Raw genomic sequence first — 20689 nt, 5'->3', positions numbered from 1 at the left:
CCCTTATGAAAAAAGAAAAAGTTGTCTTTTTTGCCCCCGACTCGTCGAGCCGGGGAGGGGCGTGACGAAGCGGGCTGCGGTTAGCCGGTAATCGTCTTTTTGGTGATTGCTGCAACGACCGCGTCGCCCATTTCGCGGGTGCCGACACGCTTCGTACCTTCTGACCAGATGTCACCCGTGCGCAGCCCGGAGGCCAGCACGTCCTTGACCGCCGACTCGATACGGTCGGCAGCTTCGGGTTGGTTGAGTGAAAAGCGGAGCATCATGGCAGCGGACAGGATTGTAGCCAAAGGATTGGCAACCCCTTTGCCGGCAATGTCGGGCGCGCTGCCGTGGCTGGGCTCGTACAGGCCCTGGTTGCTCGAATTGAGCGATGCCGAGGGCAGCATGCCGATCGAGCCGGTGAGCATCGCGGCCTCGTCCGAGAGGATGTCGCCGAACATGTTGCCGGTGACCACCACGTCGAACTTCTTGGGCGCCTTCACGAGCTGCATGGCCGCGTTGTCGACGTACATGTGGTCGAGTTCGACGTCCGGGTACTCCTTGCCGATTTCCGTGACGATGTCCTTCCAGAACTGGAAGGTCTCCAGCACGTTGGCCTTGTCCACGCTGGTCACGCGCTTGCTGCGCTTGCGCGCCGCCTCGAAGGCGACGCGGGCGATGCGCTCGACCTCGGGGCGCGAGTAGCGCATCGTGTCGAAGGCTTCCTCGGCGCCCGGGAAGTGCCCGTCCACCGCGGTGCGGCGGCCGCGCGGCTGGCCGAAGTAGATGTCGCCGGTCAGTTCGCGAATGATGAGGATGTCCAGGCCCGCGATCAGCTCGGGCTTCAGGCTCGAGGCGTCCACCAGCTGCTCGTAGCAGATCGCCGGGCGGAAGTTCGCAAAGAGCCCCAGGTTCTTGCGCAGCCCCAGGATGGCCTGCTCGGGGCGCAGCGGCCGGTCGAGCTTGTCGTACTTCCAGTCGCCGACCGCGCCGAACAGCACCGCGTCCGATTCCTTGGCGAGCTTGAGCGTCGACTCGGGCAGCGGATGGCCGTGCGCCTCGTAGGCCGCGCCGCCGACCAGCGCCGACTCCATCTCGAACTTCAGCTCGAGCACGTCGAGCACCTTGACGGCTTCCGCCACGATTTCGGTGCCGATGCCGTCACCCGGGAGAACTGCGATTTTCATAAGTTGGTCTGAGGTTTGAATGCTGAAGGAATGCAGAAGGAGGTGCGGCGAACGATCACGAGATCATCGTGTGCGCGAGCCAGGGCTTCTGCGCCAGGCGCTCGGTCTCGAAGGCCTTGATCTTGTCCTTGTGGCGCAGCGTGAGGCCGATGTCGTCCAGTCCGTTGATGAGGCAGTACTTGCGGAAGGCCTGCACGTCGAACGCGAGCTCGCCGCCGTCCGGCTTCACGACCACCTGGCGCTCCAGGTCGATGGTCAGCGAATAGCCCGGGAAGGCGAGCGCCTCGTCGAACAGCTGCGCCACTTGCGCCTCGCTCAGCACGATCGGCAGCAGGCCGTTCTTGAAGCTGTTGTTGAAGAAGATGTCCGCATAGCTCGGCGCGATGATCGCGCGAAAGCCGTATTGGTCGAGCGCCCACGGCGCGTGCTCGCGCGACGAGCCGCAGCCGAAGTTCTTGCGCGCCAGCAGCACCGAGGCGCCTGCGTAGCGCGGCTGGTTCAGCACGAAGTCGGGGTTCGGCTTGCGGCTGGCCGGGTCCTGGCCCGGAAAGCCCGCGTCCAGGTAGCGCCATTCGTCGAACAGGTTCACGCCGAAGCCGGTCTTCTTGATCGACTTGAGGAATTGCTTCGGAATGATCGCGTCGGTGTCGACGTTCTCGCGATCCATGGGGGCCACGAGGCCCTTGTGCACGGTGAATTTCTGCATGTGAATCTCTCTGGGTTCAGGCGAACGTACGAACGTCGACGAAGTGGCCGTGCACCGCGGCGGCTGCTGCCATCGCGGGGCTCACGAGGTGGGTGCGGCCACCGGCGCCCTGGCGGCCTTCGAAGTTGCGGTTGCTGGTCGATGCGCAGCGCTCGCCGGGCTCCAGCCGGTCGGCGTTCATGGCCAGGCACATCGAGCAGCCGGGCTCGCGCCATTCGAAGCCCGCGGCCTTGAAGATCACGTCCAGGCCTTCGCGCTCGGCCTGTTCCTTCACCACGCCCGAGCCGGGCACGACCATCGCGAGCTTCACGTTCTTGGCGACTTTCTGGCCCAGCTTTTTTACCACGGCGGCGGCTTCGCGCATGTCCTCGATGCGGCTGTTGGTGCATGAGCCGATGAACACCTTGTCGATGAAGATGTCGTTCATCGCCTTGTTCGGCTCCAGGCCCATGTAGACCAGCGCGCGCTCGATGGCGCCGCGCTTGCTGGCGTCTTTTTCCTTGTCGGGATCGGGCACGCGGCCGTTGATGTCGACCACCATCTCCGGCGAGGTGCCCCAGGTGACCTGCGGCGGGATCTGCGCGGCGTCCAGTTCGACCACGGCGTCGAAGCTCGCGCCGGGGTCCGACTGCAGCGTGCGCCAGTAGGTGGCGGCCTGCTCCCACTCCACGCCGGTGGGCGCGAGCGGGCGGCCCTTGATGTAGGCGATGGTCTTCTCGTCGACCGCCACCAGCCCGGCGCGCGCGCCGGCCTCGATGGCCATGTTGCAGACCGTCATGCGGCCTTCCATGCTCAGGTCGCGAATCGCCGAGCCCGCGAATTCGATCGTGTAGCCCGTGCCGCCGGCCGTGCCGATCTTGCCGATGATGGCCAGCACGATGTCCTTGGCAGTGCAGCCCAAAGGCAGCTTGCCCTCGACCTTCACCAGCATGTTCTTTGCCTTCTTGCCCAGCAGCGTCTGCGTGGCCATGACGTGCTCGACCTCGCTGGTGCCGATGCCGTGCGCGAGCGCACCGAACGCGCCGTGCGTGGAGGTGTGCGAGTCGCCGCAGACCACCGTCATGCCCGGCAGCGTCGCGCCCGACTCGGGGCCGATCACGTGCACGATGCCCTGGCGCTTGCTCAGGAACGGAAAGAACGCGGCGGCGCCGAATTCGGCGATGTTCTTGTCCAGCGTGGTGACCTGCTCCTTGCTGGTCGGGTCGGCAATGCCTTCGTAGCCGCGCTCCCAGCCGGTCGTCGGCGTGTTGTGGTCGGCCGTGGCCACCACCGAGCTGATGCGCCAGAGCTTGCGGCCGGCTTCGCGCAGGCCCTCGAAGGCCTGCGGGCTGGTCACTTCGTGCACCAGGTGGCGGTCGATGTAGAGGATCGCGGTGCCGTCTTCCTCGGTGTGGACGACGTGTTCGTCCCAGATCTTGTCGTAGAGCGTGCGTGCCATGTCGGTCTCTTGTCTTTCGTGGGGAATGGATTGTCTGTCTATGCGGCCCGGGCCGCGAGGGGTTCGGTGGTATCGCCCGATCCGGCCGAATCCGCCGCCGCATGCAGGTGGTTCACCAGCGTGCGCGCCGCCACTGGCAGGGTGGAGAAGTCGCGCGCCACCAGGCGGATCTCGCGCGCCGCCCAGGCGTCGTTGAGCGTGACGCTCACGAGGCCGCGGCCGATGCCGTTCTGCATGAGCTCGAACGCGCGATGCGGCATCACGCCGATGCCCAGGCCGTTCTCGATCATCCGGCACATGGCATCCAGGCCGGTGACGTGGATGCGCAGCTTGACGCTGCGCCCGGCGCCCAGCGCCGCCTCGTGCATCGCGACGTAGATCGAGCTGTTGGTGTGCAGGCCGACGTGGTCGAAGTCGAGCGAATCGATGAAATCGACCGCCCCGTGCGACGCCAGCGCGTGCCCCGTGGGAACGATCAGCGCGAGGTGGTCGTGCCGGTACGACAGGCTCTGCAGCTCGCCCGCGCCGCCGGCCACGTGGCATACGCCGAGGTCCGCCGCGCCTTCCTGCACCGCGCGGATCACCTCGCTGCTCAGGTGCTCCTCCAGGTCGATCTTGATGGCCTCGTGCGCCCGGGTGAACACGCCCAGGTCCTCGGGCAGGAACTGCACGATCGCCGAGATGTTGGCGTGCACCCGCACGTGGCCGCGCACGCCGTCGGCGTATTCGCTGAGCTCGCCCTGCATCTTCTCGAGGCTGTAGAGCACCGAGCGCGCGTGGTGCAGGAGGCTCTCGCCGGCCGGCGTGAGGTCCACGCCGCGCGCGTGGCGGTAGAGGAGGGTGGTGCCGAGCGTGGCCTCCAGGTCGGACAGCCGCTTGCTGATGGCCGACGCCGCGATGAATTCGCGCTCCGCCGCGCGCCCGATGCTGCCCAGCTCGCACACAGCGACGAACAACTGCAGCGACGTGAGGTCGATGCGGCGGGCGAAGTTGCGTTCCGAGGTGGTCATTGGTCGTGGGCATCGCGGCTGGCGATGGGAAAACGTATTTTCTCTCTGTTTTGTCGGGTCATGCATCTCAATCGGCGATGACCAGGCTGGTGATCGGCGATGAGGTGGCGTGTAAATCACGCAACGGTTAGGTCTTTATCGCTAATTCAGGTGATGTTCTATTTTTGTTACTTCTCGTAATCTGATGTAGATCGAACGTTTACTAAGTAACAAACAAGTCGTCATGAACACTTCTTTTCGCAGCCTTTGGAATAACTCGCTCGGCGCCTGGGTCGCCGTCTCGGAAATCGCCACGGCACGGGGGAAACCGCAGCGCTCGTCGCGTGCCGGCACCGCGCCGGACGGTGAGCGCGATGGCGGCACGCCGTTCCGGCTGAGCGGCTTGATGGCCGCGGTCGTGGTCGCGGTGGCCGGCGCGGGGCTGGTGGCGCCCGCTTCGGCGCAGAACCAGGTCATCGGCACCGCCGGTGCTGGTGGGGGCGGCGCCAACGGCGGCAAGGCTGGCGGGGCAGGCGGCTTCGGCGGCGGCGGCGGTGGCGGCAGCGGCGGTGGTGGTGCAGGCGGCGGTGGCGCCGGGTTCGGTGCCGGCGGTGGCGGCGCAGGCCTGACGACGGGTTCGGACAGCGGCGGAGCGGGCGGCGTCGGCAACGGCGCTGGCGCGGCTGGGGTTAACGACTTCAACAGCCTCGGAGGCGCGGGCAACAACGGCGGCAGCGCCGGCGGCAACGGCGGTGGCGGCAATTCGGGCGCGGGCGGCGCGGCGCTGGTGGGCACCCCCACCGGCAACCTGGCGGGTGGGACGACCACGCGCAACATCACGAACGGCAACAGCACGATCACCGGCTCTGTCGCGGTGGGCGGCGGCGGCGGTGGTGGCGGCGGCGGGGGCGGCTTCAACGGCGGCGGCAACGGCACGGCCGGCGGCGCGGGCGTGCTCAACGTCAGCGGGGGCGCGACGACCATCAACGGTGTGCTGCTGATCGGCGGCGCGGGCGGCGGCGGCGGCGGCGGCACGGGCAACGGCCCCGGCGGCGCGGGCGGTGCGGGCGGTACCGGAAACGTCACGCTCTCGGGCGGCAACCTGTCGGCCGGCAGCATCGTGGTCGGCGGCTACAACGGCGGCACCGGCAGCGGGCGCGGCGGCGCCGGCGGCGCGGGCGGCACCGGAACGCTGACGATCACCGGCGGCACGCTGACCACGGCGGGCGGCGTCACCATCAACGGCAACGGCCAGGTGAACTACAACGCGCCTGGCAGCGGCAACCTTGCCGCGAACTACAACATTTCGGGCGCCGGCTCGGTCCGGCAGTTGGGCGGCGGCACCACGACGATGACCGGCACCAATACGTACACCGGCGGCACCACGATCTCGGCGGGCACGCTGCAGATCGGCAATGGCGGCACCACGGGCAGCCTGACAGGCAACGTCACCAACAACGCGGCGCTGACCTTCAATCGCTCGGACAGCACCGCCTTCGCCGGCACGATCAACGGCACGGGCACTGTCACGCAGAACGGCGGCAGCACGCTCGTGCTCTCGGGCACCAACGGCTACACCGGCGGCACGTTCATCAACAACAACGGCACCGTCCAGGTCTCCAGCGATGCAAACCTGGGCGGCGCGGCCGGCTTGCTCACGCTCAACAACGGCAAGCTGGTTGCGACCGGCGCCCTCACCAGCGCGCGCAACGTGGCGCTCGCGGGCACCGGCACCATCACCTCGAACGGCGCGCTCACGATGAGCGGCATGTTCAGCGGCAACGGCAACCTGTCGGTGAACGCAGGCGCCAACGCCATCACGATGACCAATGCCAACAACAATTTCGTTGGCACGGTGAACCTCACGGGCGGCACGACGGCGATCAATGATGTGAGCGCGCTGACGCTGGGCACGCTCGCCACCGGCGCGCTGACCGTCACGAGCCACGGCAACCTGAACCTGGGCAGCGGCACGGCGGCCTCACTGAACGCCGCCAGCAACAACGGCAACGTCAGCCAGATCGGCGCACTGGTCGTCGCGGGCACGAGCGCGATCAACGCGGGCACCGGCACCATCAACCTGTCGAACGCGAACAACAACTTCGGCGGCGCAGTGTCCCTCGCGGGCGGCACGACCCAGATCAACGACGTGAACGCGCTCACGCTCGGCACACTCGCCACCGGCGCGCTGACCGTCACGAGCCACGGCGCGCTCGACCTGGGCAGCGGCACCGCGGCCACGCTGAATGCCACGAGCAACAATGGCGTCATCACGCAGACCAGCGCACTGAGCGTGGCGGGCGCGAGCGCGATCAACGCAGGCACCGGCGCCATCACGCTGGCCAATGCGAACAACGACTTCGTCGGCGCCGTGTCCCTCACGGGCGCCGTCACGCAGATCAACGACGTGAACGCGCTGACGCTGGGTGCGTTCAACACCGCCGCCCTGACCGTCACGAGCCATGGCGCCTTGAACCTGGGAAGCGGCACTGCGGCGTCGTTGAACGCCAGCAGCAACGGCGGCGCTATCACCCAGGCCGCCGGTGCGCTGAACGTGGCGGGAACGACCACGGTCAATGCCGGCGCCGGTGCCATCACGCTGCTGAACACCAACAACGATTTCGTCGGCGCCGTGTCCCTCACGGGCGGCACCACGCAGATCAACGACGTGAACGCGCTGACGCTCGGCACGCTCGCCACGGGCGCGCTGACCGTCACGAGCCACGGCGTCCTGAACCTGGGCAGCGGCACCGCGGCTTCGCTGAACGCCACCAGCAACAACGCAGCCATCACGCAGGCCGGCGCACTGAGCGTCGCGGGCACGACCACGCTGAACGCCGGAACCGCCGACATCACGCTGACCCAGGCGGCCAACAACTTCACAGGCGCCGTGAGCGCCAACGGCCGCAACGTGCAGATCACCAACGGCGCCGCCCTGGTGCTGGGCTCCAGCACGGTAACGGGCACCCTTGCGGCCACCGCCACCGGTGCGATCACGCAGACCGGCACCGTGAGCGTCACGGGCACGAGCGCGATCAACGCCGGCACCAATGCCATCACGTTGACGAACGCGAACAACAACTTCACCGGTGCGGTATCCCTCACCGGCGGCGCGACCGCGATCAACGACGTGGACGCGCTGACGCTCGGTGCGCTCAACACCGGCGCGCTGACGGTCACCAGTCATGGCCTGTTGAACCTGGGTAGCGGCACGGCCGCATCGCTGAACGCCACGAGCAACAACAACGCCATCACCCAGACGGGCGCGCTGAACGTCGCCGGCACAAGCACCCTGAACGCCGGTACCGGCAACATCTCGCTGATCCAGCCCAACAATTTCGTCGGCGCGGTCAGCCTCATCGGTGCCAACGTGCAACTGGCGAACGCCTCCGCGCTCGCGCTGGGCACCAGTGCCGTGACGGGTAATCTGGCAGCATCGGCCAACGGTGCGATCACGCAGACGGGCGCGGCAACCGTCACCGGCACGAGCACCTTCAATGCCGCTGGCGCCATCACGCTCGCGAACGCGGGCAACGACTTCGGCGGCGCCGTGAGCCTCACGGGCGGCGCAACGTCGATCAACGACGCGAACCTGCTGACGCTCGGCACGCTCAACACCGGCGCATTGACTGCCACGAGCCATGGCGCATTGAACCTGGGCAGCGGCAGCGCAGCCTCGCTGGACGCCAGCAGCAACGGTGGTGCCATCACCCAGAGCGGCGCTCTCTCCGTGGCGGGCGCTGGCACGCTGAATGCCGGCGCCGGCAACATCACGCTGACCCAGGCGGCCAACAACTTCACGGGTCCGGTTGGCATCACCGGCGGCACCGTGCAGATCGCAAACAACGCGGCCCTGACGCTGGCCGACACCTCCACGGCAGGCAACTTCGCGGCCACCGCCAATGGCGCCATCACCCAGACCGGCACGGTGGCCGTCGGCGGCACCGCGACGTTGAACGCAGGTGCCAACGCCGTCACGCTCGCGAACCCGGCCAACGACTTCGTCGGTGCGGTGACCGTCTCGGGCAGCAGCATCGCACTGGCCGACGTCAACAACCTCAACGTCGCCTCCCTCACGAATGGCACCAACGGCGCCGTGAGCCTTGTCGCCGGCGGCACGCTGACCTTGCCCGCCGCAGCCATCAACACCGGCACCGCCGCCCTGACGCTGGCCGCCAACGGCGGCGCGCTCGCGGTGAACAACGCCCTCACGGGCGGCGCCGTGTCGCTCGCCGCGCGCGACGGCATCGCGCTGGCCAGCAACGTGACCGCCTCGGGCGCCTTGAGCCTGAACGGCGGCGCGAGCATCACGCAGACCGCTGGCGTCGTCACCGCCGCCACGCTGACAGGCGGCGCCACCGGCGCGGTGACGCTGAACGGCCAGAACCAGATCGCTGCCCTCGGCAACTTCACCGCCAACGGCCTGAGCCTGAACAACGCCGCCTCGCTGGCGATCAACGGCAACGTGAACGCCGGCACGAGCGCGGCGATCAACTCGCTCGGCGACATCACGCAGGGCGCGGGCAGCGTCGTCACGGCCGGCACCCTGACGGGCAGCTCGACCGGCAGCACGGCGCTTACCGGCGAGAACCAGATCGACACGCTCGGCGCCTTCACGGCCGCCGGTTTCAGCCTGAACAACGCGAAGTCGCTGACCGTCACCGGCCTGGTGGATGGCGGCGCGAGCGTTGCGCTCACCACGACCGCCGGCAACCTGGCGATCAACGGCGCGGTCACGGGCACGGCCGCGGCGCTCACCTCGGCCGGCACGATCACGCAGGACGCGGGCAGCGTCATTACCGCGGCTTCGCTCTCGGGCAGCGCGGTGGGCGACGCCACGCTCAACGGCAAGAACCAGATCGATGCGCTCGGCAACTTCACCGCCGCGAACCTGGCCCTGACCACCGGCAAGGCGCTGACCGTCACCGGCAACGTCGTGGCGGGCAACATCGCGCTCGACGCGTCGCAGGGCGCAGTCGTCACCGGCATCCTGCAGGCGAACGATGCCGCGGGCGGCACGACCGTCGCGGGCGGCACCTCGCTGCAGATCGGCAACGGCGGCGGCACGGGCGCCCTCGTGGGCAACGTCATCGACAACGGCGCACTCGCATTCAACCGGAACGATGCCGTCGACTTCGCCGGCAACATCAGCGGCGCGGGCACGCTCACGCAAGCCGGCCCCGGCACGCTGACGCTCACCGGCGCCGCCACCCACACCGGCGGCACCACCGTCAGCGCGGGCGCGCTGCAGATCGGCAACGGCACCACGAGCGGCAGCATCGCGGGCAACATCACCAACAACAGCGAGCTGGCCTTCAACCGCTCCGACGCGGTGAGCTTCGGCGGCGTCATCGACGGCTCGGGCACGCTGACCCAGCGCGGCACCGGCACGCTCGAACTCACGGCGGCCAACACGTACACGGGCTCGACCTTCGTCGATGCCGGCACGCTGCGCGTGAACAACACGACCGGCAGCGCGACCGGCACCGGCACGGTGTTCGTCGGCAACGGCGGCACGCTGGGCGGCGCGGGCACCATCGCCGGCGCGGTCAACATCGCCGACGGCGGCACGCTGGCCGCGGGCAACAGCCCGGGCACGCTGAACACAGGCGCGCTGTCGCTGAGCGGCGGCTCGATCCTGAACTACGAGCTGGGCCAGGCGGGCACCGCGGGCGGACCGCTCAACGACCTGGTCAACGTGACGGGCAACCTCACGCTGGACGGCACGCTCAACGTCGCCGAATCTTCGGGCGGCACCTTCGGCCCGGGCCTGTACCGCCTCATCGCGTACACCGGCGCACTGACCGACAACGGGCTGGACATCGGCACGATCCCGGCCAGCGCCAAGGCGAGCGACCTGTCGGTGCAGACCTCGGTGGCCCAGCAGGTCAACCTGGTGAACCGCGCCGGCTTCAGCCTCAATTTCTGGGACGGCGGCAACGGCGGCGACTACAACAACGGCAAGGCCAACGGCGGTTCGGGCACCTGGCGCGTGGGCGCCCCGGGCGACGGCTGGACCGACATGGACGGCACCGTCAACGCGTCCTGGAAGCAGGACCAGTTCGCCATCTTCGGCGGCACGGGCGGCACGGTGACGGTCGACAAGACCGGCGGCGTGGTCAGCATCGGCGGCGCGCAGTTCGCGGTCGATGGCTACGTGGTGCAGGGCGACGAACTCAACATCAGCGGCGCGAACACCGTGGTGCGCGTGGGCGACGGCACGGCAGGCGGCGCGAACATGACCGCGACCATCAATTCGGCCATCACCGGCACGGGCGGGCTGTCGAAGGAAGACGTCGGCACGCTGGTGCTCGGCGGCGCCAACACCTACGCGGGCGGCACCACGGTCAAGGCCGGCGTGCTGCAGGGCAACACCACCAGCCTGCAGGGCGACATCGTCAACGACGCGAAGGTCACCTTCGACCAGGCGGCGAACGGCACCTATGCCGGCACGATGAGCGGCAGCGGCAGCGTGCGCAAGATCGGCGCGGGCGAGCTCGAACTCGCGGCGGTCAACAGCTACAGCGGCGGCACGCAGGTCGAGGCCGGCACGGTGAATGCCAGCATCACCGGCGCGCTGGGCACGGGCGCGGTCTTCGTGGGGGGCAGCGCGGGGCTCGTGTTCAGCGGCAGCGCGGAGGCTGGCAGCCTGCACATTTCCACGGCCGCGCGCGACGGCATCGTCAACGGCGGCTTCGTCGAGTTCAAGGACAGCAGTTCGGCCGGCAGCGCGACGCTGGTCACCGCCACCGACGCCAACGTGACCTTCTCGGGCACCGCAACGGCCGGCAACGCGACGATCGAGAACCGCGGCGGCGGCACGACGGTGTGGAACGACGCCACCGCCGGCAAGGCGCTCATCACCAACTACGCGGGCGGCCATACCGACTTCATGGACAACGGCTCGGCCGGGCAGGCGACGCTGGTGAACGAGACCGGCGGCGTCGTCGACTTCTTCGACAACGCCAAGGCCGACCAGGCAACGGTGGTGAACAAGGCGGGCGGCACGGTGCGCATCAGCAAGATGGCCACCGACGGCATCACCATCGGCTCGCTCGAAGGCGCGGGCCGGGTGCTGCTCGGCGCCAAGGCGCTGACCACCGGCGGGCTGAACACCAACACCGAAGTCTCGGGCGTCATCTCCGGCGTGGGCGGCTCGGTCGTGAAGGTCGGCACCGGCGCGCTCACGCTGTCGGGCGCCAACACCTACACGGGCGGCACGGTGCTGCACCAAGGCCGCCTGAACGTCGGCCACAGCGAGGCGCTGGGCACCGGCGCGCTGTCGATGGACGACGACACCACGCTGGGCTTCAGCGCCGAGGGCCTCACGATCGCCAACGCGATCCAGCTGACGGGGCAGAACGATCCGGTCATCGACACCGGCGCGTTCAACGGCGCATTGAGCGGCGCGATCAGCGGCGGCGGCTTCATCACCAAGGAAGGCACGGGCACGCTGACGCTCTCGGGCGCCAACACGTACACCGGCGCGACCAACGTGGCGCAAGGCACGTTGAAGGCCGGTGCCGCCAACACCCTGAGCGCCGCTTCGGCGCACAGCGTGGGCGCGGGCGCGACGCTCGATCTCGCGGGCTTCAGCCAGACGGTGAAATCGCTCGCCAACAGCGGCACGGTTTCCCTCGTGGGCACCGCGCCGGGCACCACGCTGACCGTGAACGGCAACTACGTCGGCAACAGCGGCGTGCTGAAGCTGGCCACGGCACTCAACAGCGGCAGCGGCCCGTCGGACCGGCTGGTGATCAACGGCGGCGCCGCCACCGGCAAGACCACCGTGCAGGTCACCAACCTCGGCGGCCTGGGTGCGCGCACCACCGGCAACGGCGTGGAGATCGTCAGCGCGCAGAACGGCGCGACCACCACGGCGCAGACCACCAAGGACGCCTTCGCGCTCGCGGGCGGTCACATGGATGCCGGCGCGTACGAGTACCGCCTCTATGCGGCCGATGCCAACGGCGCCGGCGAAAGCTGGTTCCTGCGCACCGACCCGGCACCGGGCTCCGCATCGGGATCGGGATCGCTGCCCGCGTACCGCGCGGAAGCCTCGCTCTATGCGGCGCTGCCGGGTCAACTGCGCCAGGGCAACCTCGCGATGCTGGGCGACCTGCGCAAGCGCGTGGGCGATGACGACGTGAAGGGCACGGCCACCACGCCGACCGGTTCGGACCGCCGCGCCTGGGCGCGCGTGCTCTCGACCGACATCGACATCCAGCAAGGCGGCACCGTGTCGCCGACGAGCAAGGGCCGTCTGACCGGCTTCCAGGCCGGCACCGACCTGCTGGCCACGTCGAACGTGCGCGCCGGCCTCTACGTCGGCCAGCTCGACGGCGATGCGACGGTCAATGGTTTTGCGAGCGGCGTGAACAACCTTCGCACCGGCCGCAACGACCTGCGCAGCCAGTACGTCGGCATCTACGGCACCTACACCGGCGACAGCGGCTTCTACGCCGATGCCGTGGTGCAGTCGGGCCGCCATCGCTACACCGTGCAGCCGAACCTCTCGGGCGGCGTGGAAGGCAAGGGCAACAGCCTGCTGGGGTCGATCGAAGTGGGGCAGTCGTTCCCGCTCGGCGGCAGCGGCTGGAGCATCGAGCCGCAGCTGCAGCTGATCCACCAGCACATGGACCTGAGCAACTCCGCCATCCTGGGCGCCGTGGTTCAGCCGCAAGCCGACAGCGGCTGGATCGCGCGCGCCGGCGTGCGCGTGAAGGGCCAGATCGACACCAGCGTGGGCGCGCTGCAACCCTACGGCCGCTTCAACGTCTACAAGACCTCCAGCGGCACGGACATCGCGCGCTTCGTGAACGGCGCAACCACGACCGACATCGCGGCGCCCACCGGCGGCACGAGCACCGAACTGGCGGGCGGCTTCACGCTGTCCCTGAGCGAGTCGACCAGCCTCTATGGCGAAGTCGGCAAGCTCTGGTCGTCGGGCGGTGATGCCAAGGTCAAGAGCTCGATCAACGGCTCGCTGGGCGTGCGCGTCAAATGGTGAAGAAGTAGGGAGAGGGAGGGACCGCCGAGGGGCGGCCAGAACGAAAAAAAGCTGCCCTCGGGCAGCTTTTTTTATTGGAGCCCTCGGCAAGGGCCGAAGCCCCATGCCGATTCGCCAGCGAGCGATCAGCGTGCCGAGATCGGCTTCACATCGCGCTTGGGCGAGCCTTCGAACAGCTGGCGCGGGCGGCCGATCTTGTACTCGGGGTCGCCGATCATTTCGTTCAGCTGGGCGATCCAGCCGACCGTGCGGGCCAGCGCGAAGATCGCGGTGAACAGCGGCACCGGAATGCCGATGGCGCGCTGCACGATGCCCGAGTAGAAGTCCACGTTCGGGTAGAGCTTGCGCGAGACGAAGTACTCGTCTTCCAGGGCGATCTTTTCCAGTTCCTTGGCCAGCTTGAAGAGCGGGTCCTGTTCCAGGCCCAGCTCGGTCAGCACTTCGTTGCAGGTTTCCTGCATCAGCTTGGCGCGCGGGTCGTAGTTCTTGTACACGCGGTGGCCGAAGCCCATGAGCTTGACGTTCGAGTTCTTGTCCTTGACCTTCTTGATGAACTCGCCGATCTTCTCCACGCCGCCTTCCTTCTGGATGTCGTAGAGCATGTTGAGCGCCGCTTCGTTGGCGCCGCCGTGGGCCGGGCCCCAGAGGCAGGCCACGCCGGCCGCAATCGCCGCGAACGGGTTGGTGCCCGACGAGCCGCACAGGCGCACGGTCGAGGTCGAGGCGTTCTGCTCGTGGTCCGCGTGCAGGATGAAGATGCGGTCCAGCGCGCGCTCGAGCACCGGGTTCACCTTGTATTCCTCGCAGGGCGTGGCGAACATCATGTGCAGGAAGTTGCCCGCGTAGCTCAGGTCGTTCTTCGGGTACATGTACGGCTGGCCGATCGTGTACTTGTACGCCATGGCCACGAGCGTGGGCATCTTGGCGATCAGGCGGATCGCGGCGATCTCGCGGTGCTCGGGATTGTTGATGTCCGTGCTGTCGTGATAGAAGGCCGAGAGCGCGCCCACCAGGCCGGTCATGATGGCCATCGGATGGGCATCACGGCGGAAACCGCGCAGGAAGAACTGCATCTGCTCGTTCACCATCGTGTGGTTCGTCACGAGCTTGGTGAAGTTGGCCTTCTTGGGCGCGTCGGGCAGTTCGCCGTACAGCAGCAGGTGGCAGGTTTCCAGGAAGTCGCAGTTGGTCGCGAGCTGCTCGATGGGGTAGCCGCGGTACAGCAGCTCGCCCTTGTCGCCATCGATGTACGTGATGGCCGACTGGCAGGCGGCGGTCGACATGAAGCCCGGGTCATAGGTGAACATGCCGGTCTGTGCGTACAGCTTGCGGATGTCGATCACGTCGGGACCGACGGTGCCCTTGTAGATCGGCAGTTCAACGCTGTCGCCGCCGTTGCTGAACGACAGCGTGGCCTTGGTATCGGATGCTTTCATTTCGATTTACTTTCAAAAGGAGGATTCAGGACGAAGGAGAGATTGCGGGGCGCTGGGCGCCGTCGGTGCGCATCAGATGCAGCAATGCGACCACCTCGGCACCGGCCCATTCGGGCTCGGGCTCCTTCCTGCGCAGCAAAAGGTCGAGGAGGTCGTTGTCCGACAGGTCCATCAATGTCTCCATCGCTCCCGCCTGACCATTGGTCATGTGGGATTCGTGCCGCTCGAAGAAGCGGGCGATGAACAGGTCGTTTTCGAGCAGGCCGCGCCGGCAACGCCATTTCAGCTTGCTCAGCGCACGTTCGCTGAGCGGCTGCTGGAGTTCGTCGGCGGTTTGCATGGTGATTTCCGGAAGAAGGATCAGATGGCGCGACGCACCATCAATTCCTTGATCTTGCCGATGGCCTTGGTGGGGTTCAGGTTCTTGGGGCACACATCGACGCAGTTCATGATCGTGTGGCAACGGAAGAGGCGGTACGGATCTTCCAGGTTGTCCAGGCGCTCGGCGGTGGCTTCGTCGCGGCTGTCGGCGATGAAGCGGTAGGCCTGCAGGAGGCCTGCCGGGCCCACGAACTTGTCGGGGTTCCACCAGAAGCTCGGGCAGCTCGTGGAGCAGCTCGCGCACAGGATGCACTCGTACAGCCCGTTGAGCTCTTCGCGCTCTTCGGGCGACTGCAGGCGCTCCTTCTCGGGCGGCACGTTGTCGTTCTGCAGGTACGGCTTGATCGAGTTGTACTGCTTGAAGAACTGCGTCATGTCCACGATCAGGTCGCGGATGACGGGCAGGCCCGGCAGGGGCTTGAGCACGATCGTGCCCTTGAGCGTGAGCATGTTGGTGAGACACGCCAGGCCGTTCTTGCCGTTGATGTTCATCGCGTCCGAGCCGCAGACGCCTTCGCGGCAGGAGCGGCGGAACGACAGCGTCGGGTCCTGTGCCTTGAGCTTCATCAGGGCGTCCAGCAGCATGCGTTCGTGGCCGTCGAGCTCGATCTCGATCGTCTGCATGTAGGGCTTGGCGTCCTTGTCCGGGTCGTAGCGGTAGATCTGGAATGTGCGCTTCATCGTGGTGACCTTGTGAATGCTTTTACTTGGCTGACGTTAGCCGTTGCTTAGAACGTGCGGACCTTCGGCGGAACCGAGGCTACGGTGAGCGGCTGCAGCTTGACCGGCTTGTACGAGAGGCGGTTGTCCTGGCTGTACCAGAGCGTGTGCTTCATCCAGTTGGCGTCGTCGCGGCCCAGCGGTGCGACCGGATCGTCCGCGGGACGCTCGTAGTCTTCCACCGTGTGGGCGCCGCGGCATTCGCGGCGGGCGGCGGCCGAGACCATCGTGGCCTGCGCCACTTCGATCAGGTTGTCCACTTCCAGCGCTTCGATGCGGGCGGTGTTGAACACCTTGGACTTGTCCTTCAGGCCGATCGCATTGACGCGCTCGCGCACGGCGGCGATCTTGACCACGCCTTCGTCCATCGAGGCCTGCTTCCTGAACACCGCGGCGTGCTGTTGCATGACCGCGCGGATCTCGCCGGCCACGTCCTGCGCGTATTCGCCGGTGGTGGTCGATTCGAGCCGGTTCAGGCGCTCCAGCGTGCGGTCGGCCGCATCCTTGGGGAGGTCCTTGTGTTCCTTCAGCTTGTCGTTGAACTCGACGATGTGGTTGCCGGCCGCGCGGCCGAACACCAAGAGGTCGAGCAGCGAGTTGGTGCCCAGGCGGTTCGCGCCGTGCACGCTCACGCAGGAGCATTCGCCCACGGCGTAGAGGCCGTTCACCACGGCGCTGTTCTCTTCACCCTTCTGGATGACGACCTGGCCGTTGATGTTGGTCGGGATGCCGCCCATCTGGTAGTGGATGGTCGGCACCACGGGAATCGGTTCCTTGGTGATGTCGACGTTGGCGAAGTTGACGCCGATCTCGTACACCGAAGGCAGGCGCTTGTGGATGGTGTCGGCGCCCAGGTGGTCGAGTTTGAGCAGCACGTAGTCCTTGTTGGGACCGCAGCCTCGGCCTTCCTTGATTTCCTGGTCCATCGAGCGCGAGACGAAGTCGCGCGGCGCCAGGTCCTTCAGCGTGGGCGCATAGCGCTCCATGAAGCGTTCGCCGTTGCTGTTGAGCAAGATCGCGCCTTCGCCGCGGCAGCCTTCGGTCAGCAGCACGCCCGCGCCGGCCACGCCGGTCGGGTGGAACTGCCAGAACTCCATGTCCTGCAGCGGAATGCCCGAACGCGCGGCCATGCCCAGGCCGTCGCCGGTGTTGATGAAGGCATTGGTCGAGGCCTGGAAGATGCGGCCCGCGCCGCCGGTGGCCAGCAGCACGGTCTTGGCCTGCAGGATGTGCAGGTCGCCGGTTTCCATTTCGAGCGCGGTCACGCCGACCACGTCGCCTTCGTCGTCGCGAATGAGGTCCAGCGCCATCCATTCGACGAAGAATTGCGTGCGCGCTTCGACGTTCTTCTGGTAGAGCGTGTGCAGCATCGCGTGGCCGGTGCGGTCGGCCGCGGCGCAGGCGCGCTGCACGGGCTTCTCGCCGTAGTTGGCCGTGTGGCCGCCGAACGGACGCTGGTAGATCGTGCCGTCGGGGTTGCGGTCGAAGGGCATGCCGAAGTGCTCGAGCTCGTACACGACCTTCGGGGCTTCACGGCACATGAACTCGATCGCGTCCTGGTCGCCGAGCCAGTCGGAGCCCTTGATCGTGTCGTAGAAGTGGTAGTGCCAGTTGTCCTCGCTCATGTTGCCGAGCGATGCGCCCACGCCGCCTTGCGCGGCGACGGTGTGCGAACGCGTGGGGAACACCTTGGAGAGCACGGCCACGTTGAGGCCCGCGCGCGCCAGTTGCAGCGAGGCGCGCATGCCGGAGCCGCCGGCGCCGACGATCACGACGTCGAACTTGCGCTTGGTGATTTGTTCTTTTGTGTAGGTCATGGTGGGGATGTCAGGTCAGATCTTCCAAAGCACTTGAATGGCCCAACCCGCACAACCGACAAGCCAGACGATGGTGAAAATTTGCAGCACGAGACGGATGCCGACGGGCTGGACGTAGTCCATCCACACGTCGCGCATGCCGACCCACACGTGATAGAGCAGGGCGACGATCACGGAGAAGGTCAGCACCTTCATCCACTGCGCGGCGAAGATGCCGGCCCACAGGTCGTAGCCGATGGGGCCGCGCGAGAAGATCACTTGCGCGAGCAGGATGATCGTGAAGAGCGCCATCAGGCCGCCCGTGATGCGCTGGCTGAGCCAGTCGCGCAAACCGTAATGAGCGCCGACGACGATGCGCTTGGAGCCGTAATTCACAGACATGGGTGGCTCCTTCTCAGTACAGGCCGAACAGCTTGGCGCCGAGCACCACGGTGAGCAAAACGCTCAGTGCCAGCGTGACGATGGCCGAGGTGTGGCCGAATTCCTTGGTCACCGCCGCATGGCTCACGTCCATCCAGAGGTGGCGCAGACCGGCGATGAAGTGGTGCAGGTAGGCCCAGATCAGCGCGAGCGCGACGAGCTTGAAAAACCATCCCGGAACGAAACCAAGGCCGCTGTTGAATGCGGCCTTGAATCGGGCGAACGAATAGTCCGACGAGAGCGAGGTGTCGAACATCCAGATGATGAACGGCAGCAGCAGGAACATCAGCACGCCGCTCACGCGGTGCAGGATCGACACGATGCCGGCCGGCGGGAGCCGGTACGTCGTGAGATCAGTGAAGGCATTGATGTTTCGGAATTCGCGACGCGGTGGCCGGGGGGGAGTTGCAAGCTCTGTCATTGAGGGGATGCTTTCGTGGCTTTGTGACTTGTTGGCTTGTTCTGAGAGCGAACGCTTTTGTTTCTTCTGCGGAAATGCAAACAACGCAAAATTCTATTGCAATGCACCATCGCGCATCGGCTGCGCCCGAGTCGGCGCACTGCGGCAGTGGGTTGCTATTGACTTCGGAGCATGTTGCGCGCGCTGCGCGGGCGATGCAAGGCGATTGAATCGATGTTCCATGTCGATGCGCTGTCAGCCCAGCTGGTTGCGATAGTGGTGCGTGTCGGTGCGATAGAGGCCGCGGCGCAGCTCCATCGGCATGTCGTGGTACGTGTGCGCCACGCGCTCGACGCTCAGGAGCGGCATCTGCGCCGTCACGTCCAGCAGCAGGGCCTGCTCCGCATCGGGCAGCACGGCGCGAATGCGTTCTTCGGCGCGCACCATGCGCACGCCGAACTCGGTTTCGAAGAGCGAATACATCGGGCCGGGCCATGCGCGCAGCCGTTCGGCCGTGAGTCCCTTGAAGGGCGTGCCGGGGAGCCACAGGTCTTCCAGGATGGTCGGCACGCCCGCATAGGCGAGCACGCGGCGCACCTGCAGCACGGCGTCGCCGGTGCGAAGGCCGAGCGCGCGTGCCACGTCGGCCGATGCGCGCAGGCGCTTGCAGTCGACGATGGTGCGTTCGGCCGGGCCTTCGGTGTTCGGGTCGCCCGCATCGGGCACGAGCTTGAGGAAGCGGTACTGCACATGCTGCTCGGCATGCGTGGCGACGAAAGTGCCCTTGCCCTGGCGCCGCACCACGAGGTTCTCGGCCGAGAGCTCGTCGATGGCCTTGCGCACCGTGCCCTGGCTCACGCGGTAACGCACGGCCAGGTCCATCTCGCTCGGAATCGGTTCGCCCGGCTTCCACTCGCCCGCCTGCAGGCTCTGCAGGATCAAGGTCTTGATCTGCTGGTAGAGCGGACTGAAGGACGGCGTGGACGGCGTAGGGAGCTCGTCGAGGGCGGTGGGGGTGTTCATGGCAGCGGTGGGGTGCGCCGTGGCGGTGCCCCCGAGGATATCTTATATAAGACATAAGACGAGGCTCATTGAATCGGCTTAAAATGCGGGCCGGTCTCGCGCCGCGGGACGCTGTTTCCCCCGTCGGACCTTGGCGCCCCACGAGAGCGCCGACACCGTTTCATCACCTTCTGGAGTCTTCCCATGAGCAAAAAGCCCGTCCGCGTTGCCGTCACCGGTGCCGCCGGTCAAATCGGTTACGCCCTGTTGTTCCGTATCGCATCCGGCGAAATGCTCGGCAAGGACCAGCCGGTCATCCTGCAACTGCTCGAAATCCCCGACGAGAAAGCCCAGAAGGCGCTCAAGGGCGTGATGATGGAGCTGGACGACTGCGCCTTCCCGCTCCTGGCCGGCATGGAAGCCCATGGCGACCCGATGACCGCCTTCAAGGACGCCGACTACGCCCTGCTGGTCGGCTCGCGCCCCCGCGGCCCCGGCATGGAACGCGCCGAGCTGCTGGCCGTCAACGGCGCCATCTTCACCGCGCAAGGCAAGGCCCTCAATGCCGTCGCCAGCCGCAACGTCAAGGTGCTGGTGGTCGGCAACCCCGCCAACACCAACGCGTACATCGCCATGAAGAGCGCCCCCGACCTGCCGCGCAAGAACTTCACCGCCATGCTGCGCCTGGACCACAACCGCGCCGCCAGCCAGATCGCCGCCAAGACCGGCAAGGCCGTGGCCGACATCGAGAAGCTCACCGTCTGGGGCAACCACTCGCCCACGATGTACGCCGACTACCGCTTCGCCACCATCAACGGCGAAAGCGTCGCCAAGATGATCAACGACCAGGAATGGAACGCCAACACGTTCCTTCCGACCGTGGGCAAGCGCGGCGCGGCGATCATCGAAGCGCGCGGCCTGTCGTCGGCCGCCTCGGCCGCCAACGCCGCCATCGACCACATGCGCGACTGGGCCCTGGGCACCAACGGCAAGTGGGTCACGATGGGCATCCCCTCGGACGGCCAGTACGGCATTCCGAAGGACGTGATGTTCGGCTTCCCGGTCACCTGCGAAAACGGCGAGTACAAGCTGGTCGAAGGCCTGGAGATCGATGCATTCAGCCAGGAACGCATCAACAAGACCCTCGAAGAGCTCGAAGGCGAACGCGCCGGCGTCGCTCACCTGCTGTAAGCGCACCCGA

Annotated in this window: 13 protein-coding genes; 2 read left to right on the top strand and 11 right to left on the bottom strand. The window is 67.1% G+C overall.

Annotated elements, in window-relative coordinates:
• Positions 1-80: 80 nt before the first annotated feature.
• From leuB to ACZYRS_RS25275, 4 genes are read right to left on the bottom strand one after another with little or no spacing between them, the layout of a single operon-like run.
• Positions 81-1169: a 3-isopropylmalate dehydrogenase gene (gene leuB / locus ACZYRS_RS25290; RefSeq protein WP_198785656.1), complete on the bottom strand. Its 1089-nt coding sequence runs from the start codon at positions 1167-1169 to the stop codon at positions 81-83.
• Positions 1170-1224: 55 nt separating this feature from the next.
• Positions 1225-1875 carry a 3-isopropylmalate dehydratase small subunit gene (gene leuD / locus ACZYRS_RS25285; RefSeq protein ID WP_198785655.1) on the bottom strand — a complete coding sequence of 217 codons (651 nt, stop codon included), beginning with the start codon at positions 1873-1875 and terminating at the stop codon, positions 1225-1227.
• A gap of 16 nt (positions 1876-1891) precedes the next feature.
• Positions 1892-3313, bottom strand: coding sequence for a 3-isopropylmalate dehydratase large subunit (gene leuC, locus ACZYRS_RS25280; protein WP_198785654.1), 1422 nt, complete (start codon positions 3311-3313; stop codon positions 1892-1894).
• Between the two features lie 38 nt (positions 3314-3351).
• Complete coding sequence (locus ACZYRS_RS25275) at positions 3352-4323, bottom strand: LysR substrate-binding domain-containing protein (RefSeq protein WP_463421435.1); 972 nt, start codon at positions 4321-4323, stop codon at positions 3352-3354.
• A gap of 223 nt (positions 4324-4546) precedes the next feature.
• Here ACZYRS_RS25275 and ACZYRS_RS25270 point away from each other — a divergent pair, with 223 nt between their 5' ends.
• Positions 4547-13312 carry an autotransporter-associated beta strand repeat-containing protein gene (locus ACZYRS_RS25270; RefSeq protein ID WP_463421434.1) on the top strand — a complete coding sequence of 2922 codons (8766 nt, stop codon included), beginning with the start codon at positions 4547-4549 and terminating at the stop codon, positions 13310-13312.
• Positions 13313-13437: 125 nt separating this feature from the next.
• Here ACZYRS_RS25270 and gltA read toward each other — a convergent pair whose 3' ends face one another.
• From gltA to ACZYRS_RS25235, 7 genes are all read right to left on the bottom strand, one after another.
• A complete protein-coding gene (gene gltA / locus ACZYRS_RS25265; RefSeq protein ID WP_198785651.1) occupies positions 13438-14748 on the bottom strand; it encodes a citrate synthase in 1311 nt (436 codons plus the stop codon).
• Positions 14749-14773: 25 nt separating this feature from the next.
• Positions 14774-15088, bottom strand: a complete 315-nt coding sequence (locus ACZYRS_RS25260) for an FAD assembly factor SdhE (protein WP_099795593.1) — start codon at positions 15086-15088, stop codon at positions 14774-14776.
• 20 nt (positions 15089-15108) lie between these two features.
• Positions 15109-15810 (bottom strand): succinate dehydrogenase iron-sulfur subunit, encoded by a 702-nt coding sequence (locus tag ACZYRS_RS25255; protein WP_013540023.1) that lies wholly within the window; start codon positions 15808-15810, stop codon positions 15109-15111.
• A 47-nt stretch (positions 15811-15857) separates the two neighbouring features.
• The gene (gene sdhA / locus ACZYRS_RS25250) at positions 15858-17666 is read right to left on the bottom strand and encodes a succinate dehydrogenase flavoprotein subunit (protein ID WP_198785650.1); all 1809 of its coding nucleotides are present in this window, start codon (positions 17664-17666) and stop codon (positions 15858-15860) included.
• A gap of 15 nt (positions 17667-17681) precedes the next feature.
• Entirely contained in the window at positions 17682-18047 is a 366-nt protein-coding gene (gene sdhD / locus ACZYRS_RS25245; RefSeq protein WP_198785649.1) for a succinate dehydrogenase, hydrophobic membrane anchor protein, read from the bottom strand.
• A gap of 13 nt (positions 18048-18060) precedes the next feature.
• Positions 18061-18507 carry a succinate dehydrogenase, cytochrome b556 subunit gene (sdhC, locus tag ACZYRS_RS25240; protein WP_198785648.1) on the bottom strand — a complete coding sequence of 149 codons (447 nt, stop codon included), beginning with the start codon at positions 18505-18507 and terminating at the stop codon, positions 18061-18063.
• A gap of 234 nt (positions 18508-18741) precedes the next feature.
• Positions 18742-19509, bottom strand: a complete 768-nt coding sequence (locus tag ACZYRS_RS25235; RefSeq protein ID WP_198785647.1) for a GntR family transcriptional regulator — start codon at positions 19507-19509, stop codon at positions 18742-18744.
• A gap of 183 nt (positions 19510-19692) precedes the next feature.
• On the opposite strand from ACZYRS_RS25235, the gene ACZYRS_RS25230 reads away from it, so the two are divergent.
• Complete coding sequence (locus ACZYRS_RS25230) at positions 19693-20679, top strand: malate dehydrogenase (protein WP_042578072.1); 987 nt, start codon at positions 19693-19695, stop codon at positions 20677-20679.
• The last annotated feature ends 10 nt before the right edge of the window (positions 20680-20689 follow it).

Source organism: Variovorax sp. AC194 (assembly GCF_979257995.1).
This window is presented reverse-complemented; position numbering and strand designations above follow the sequence as displayed.

What these genes read in the sequence shown, in the direction of transcription:
- leuB (WP_198785656.1), bottom strand. Translation starts at nt 1,169, where the DNA reads ATGAAAATCGCAGTTCTCCCGGGTGACGGCATCGGCACCGAAATCGTG.
- leuD (WP_198785655.1), bottom strand. Translation starts at nt 1,875, where the DNA reads ATGCAGAAATTCACCGTGCACAAGGGCCTCGTGGCCCCCATGGATCGC.
- leuC (WP_198785654.1), bottom strand. Translation starts at nt 3,313, where the DNA reads ATGGCACGCACGCTCTACGACAAGATCTGGGACGAACACGTCGTCCAC.
- ACZYRS_RS25275 (WP_463421435.1), bottom strand. Translation starts at nt 4,323, where the DNA reads ATGACCACCTCGGAACGCAACTTCGCCCGCCGCATCGACCTCACGTCG.
- ACZYRS_RS25270 (WP_463421434.1), top strand. Translation starts at nt 4,547, where the DNA reads ATGAACACTTCTTTTCGCAGCCTTTGGAATAACTCGCTCGGCGCCTGG.
- gltA (WP_198785651.1), bottom strand. Translation starts at nt 14,748, where the DNA reads ATGAAAGCATCCGATACCAAGGCCACGCTGTCGTTCAGCAACGGCGGC.
- ACZYRS_RS25260 (WP_099795593.1), bottom strand. Translation starts at nt 15,088, where the DNA reads ATGCAAACCGCCGACGAACTCCAGCAGCCGCTCAGCGAACGTGCGCTG.
- ACZYRS_RS25255 (WP_013540023.1), bottom strand. Translation starts at nt 15,810, where the DNA reads ATGAAGCGCACATTCCAGATCTACCGCTACGACCCGGACAAGGACGCC.
- sdhA (WP_198785650.1), bottom strand. Translation starts at nt 17,666, where the DNA reads ATGACCTACACAAAAGAACAAATCACCAAGCGCAAGTTCGACGTCGTG.
- sdhD (WP_198785649.1), bottom strand. Translation starts at nt 18,047, where the DNA reads ATGTCTGTGAATTACGGCTCCAAGCGCATCGTCGTCGGCGCTCATTAC.
- sdhC (WP_198785648.1), bottom strand. Translation starts at nt 18,507, where the DNA reads ATGACAGAGCTTGCAACTCCCCCCCGGCCACCGCGTCGCGAATTCCGA.
- ACZYRS_RS25235 (WP_198785647.1), bottom strand. Translation starts at nt 19,509, where the DNA reads ATGAACACCCCCACCGCCCTCGACGAGCTCCCTACGCCGTCCACGCCG.
- ACZYRS_RS25230 (WP_042578072.1), top strand. Translation starts at nt 19,693, where the DNA reads ATGAGCAAAAAGCCCGTCCGCGTTGCCGTCACCGGTGCCGCCGGTCAA.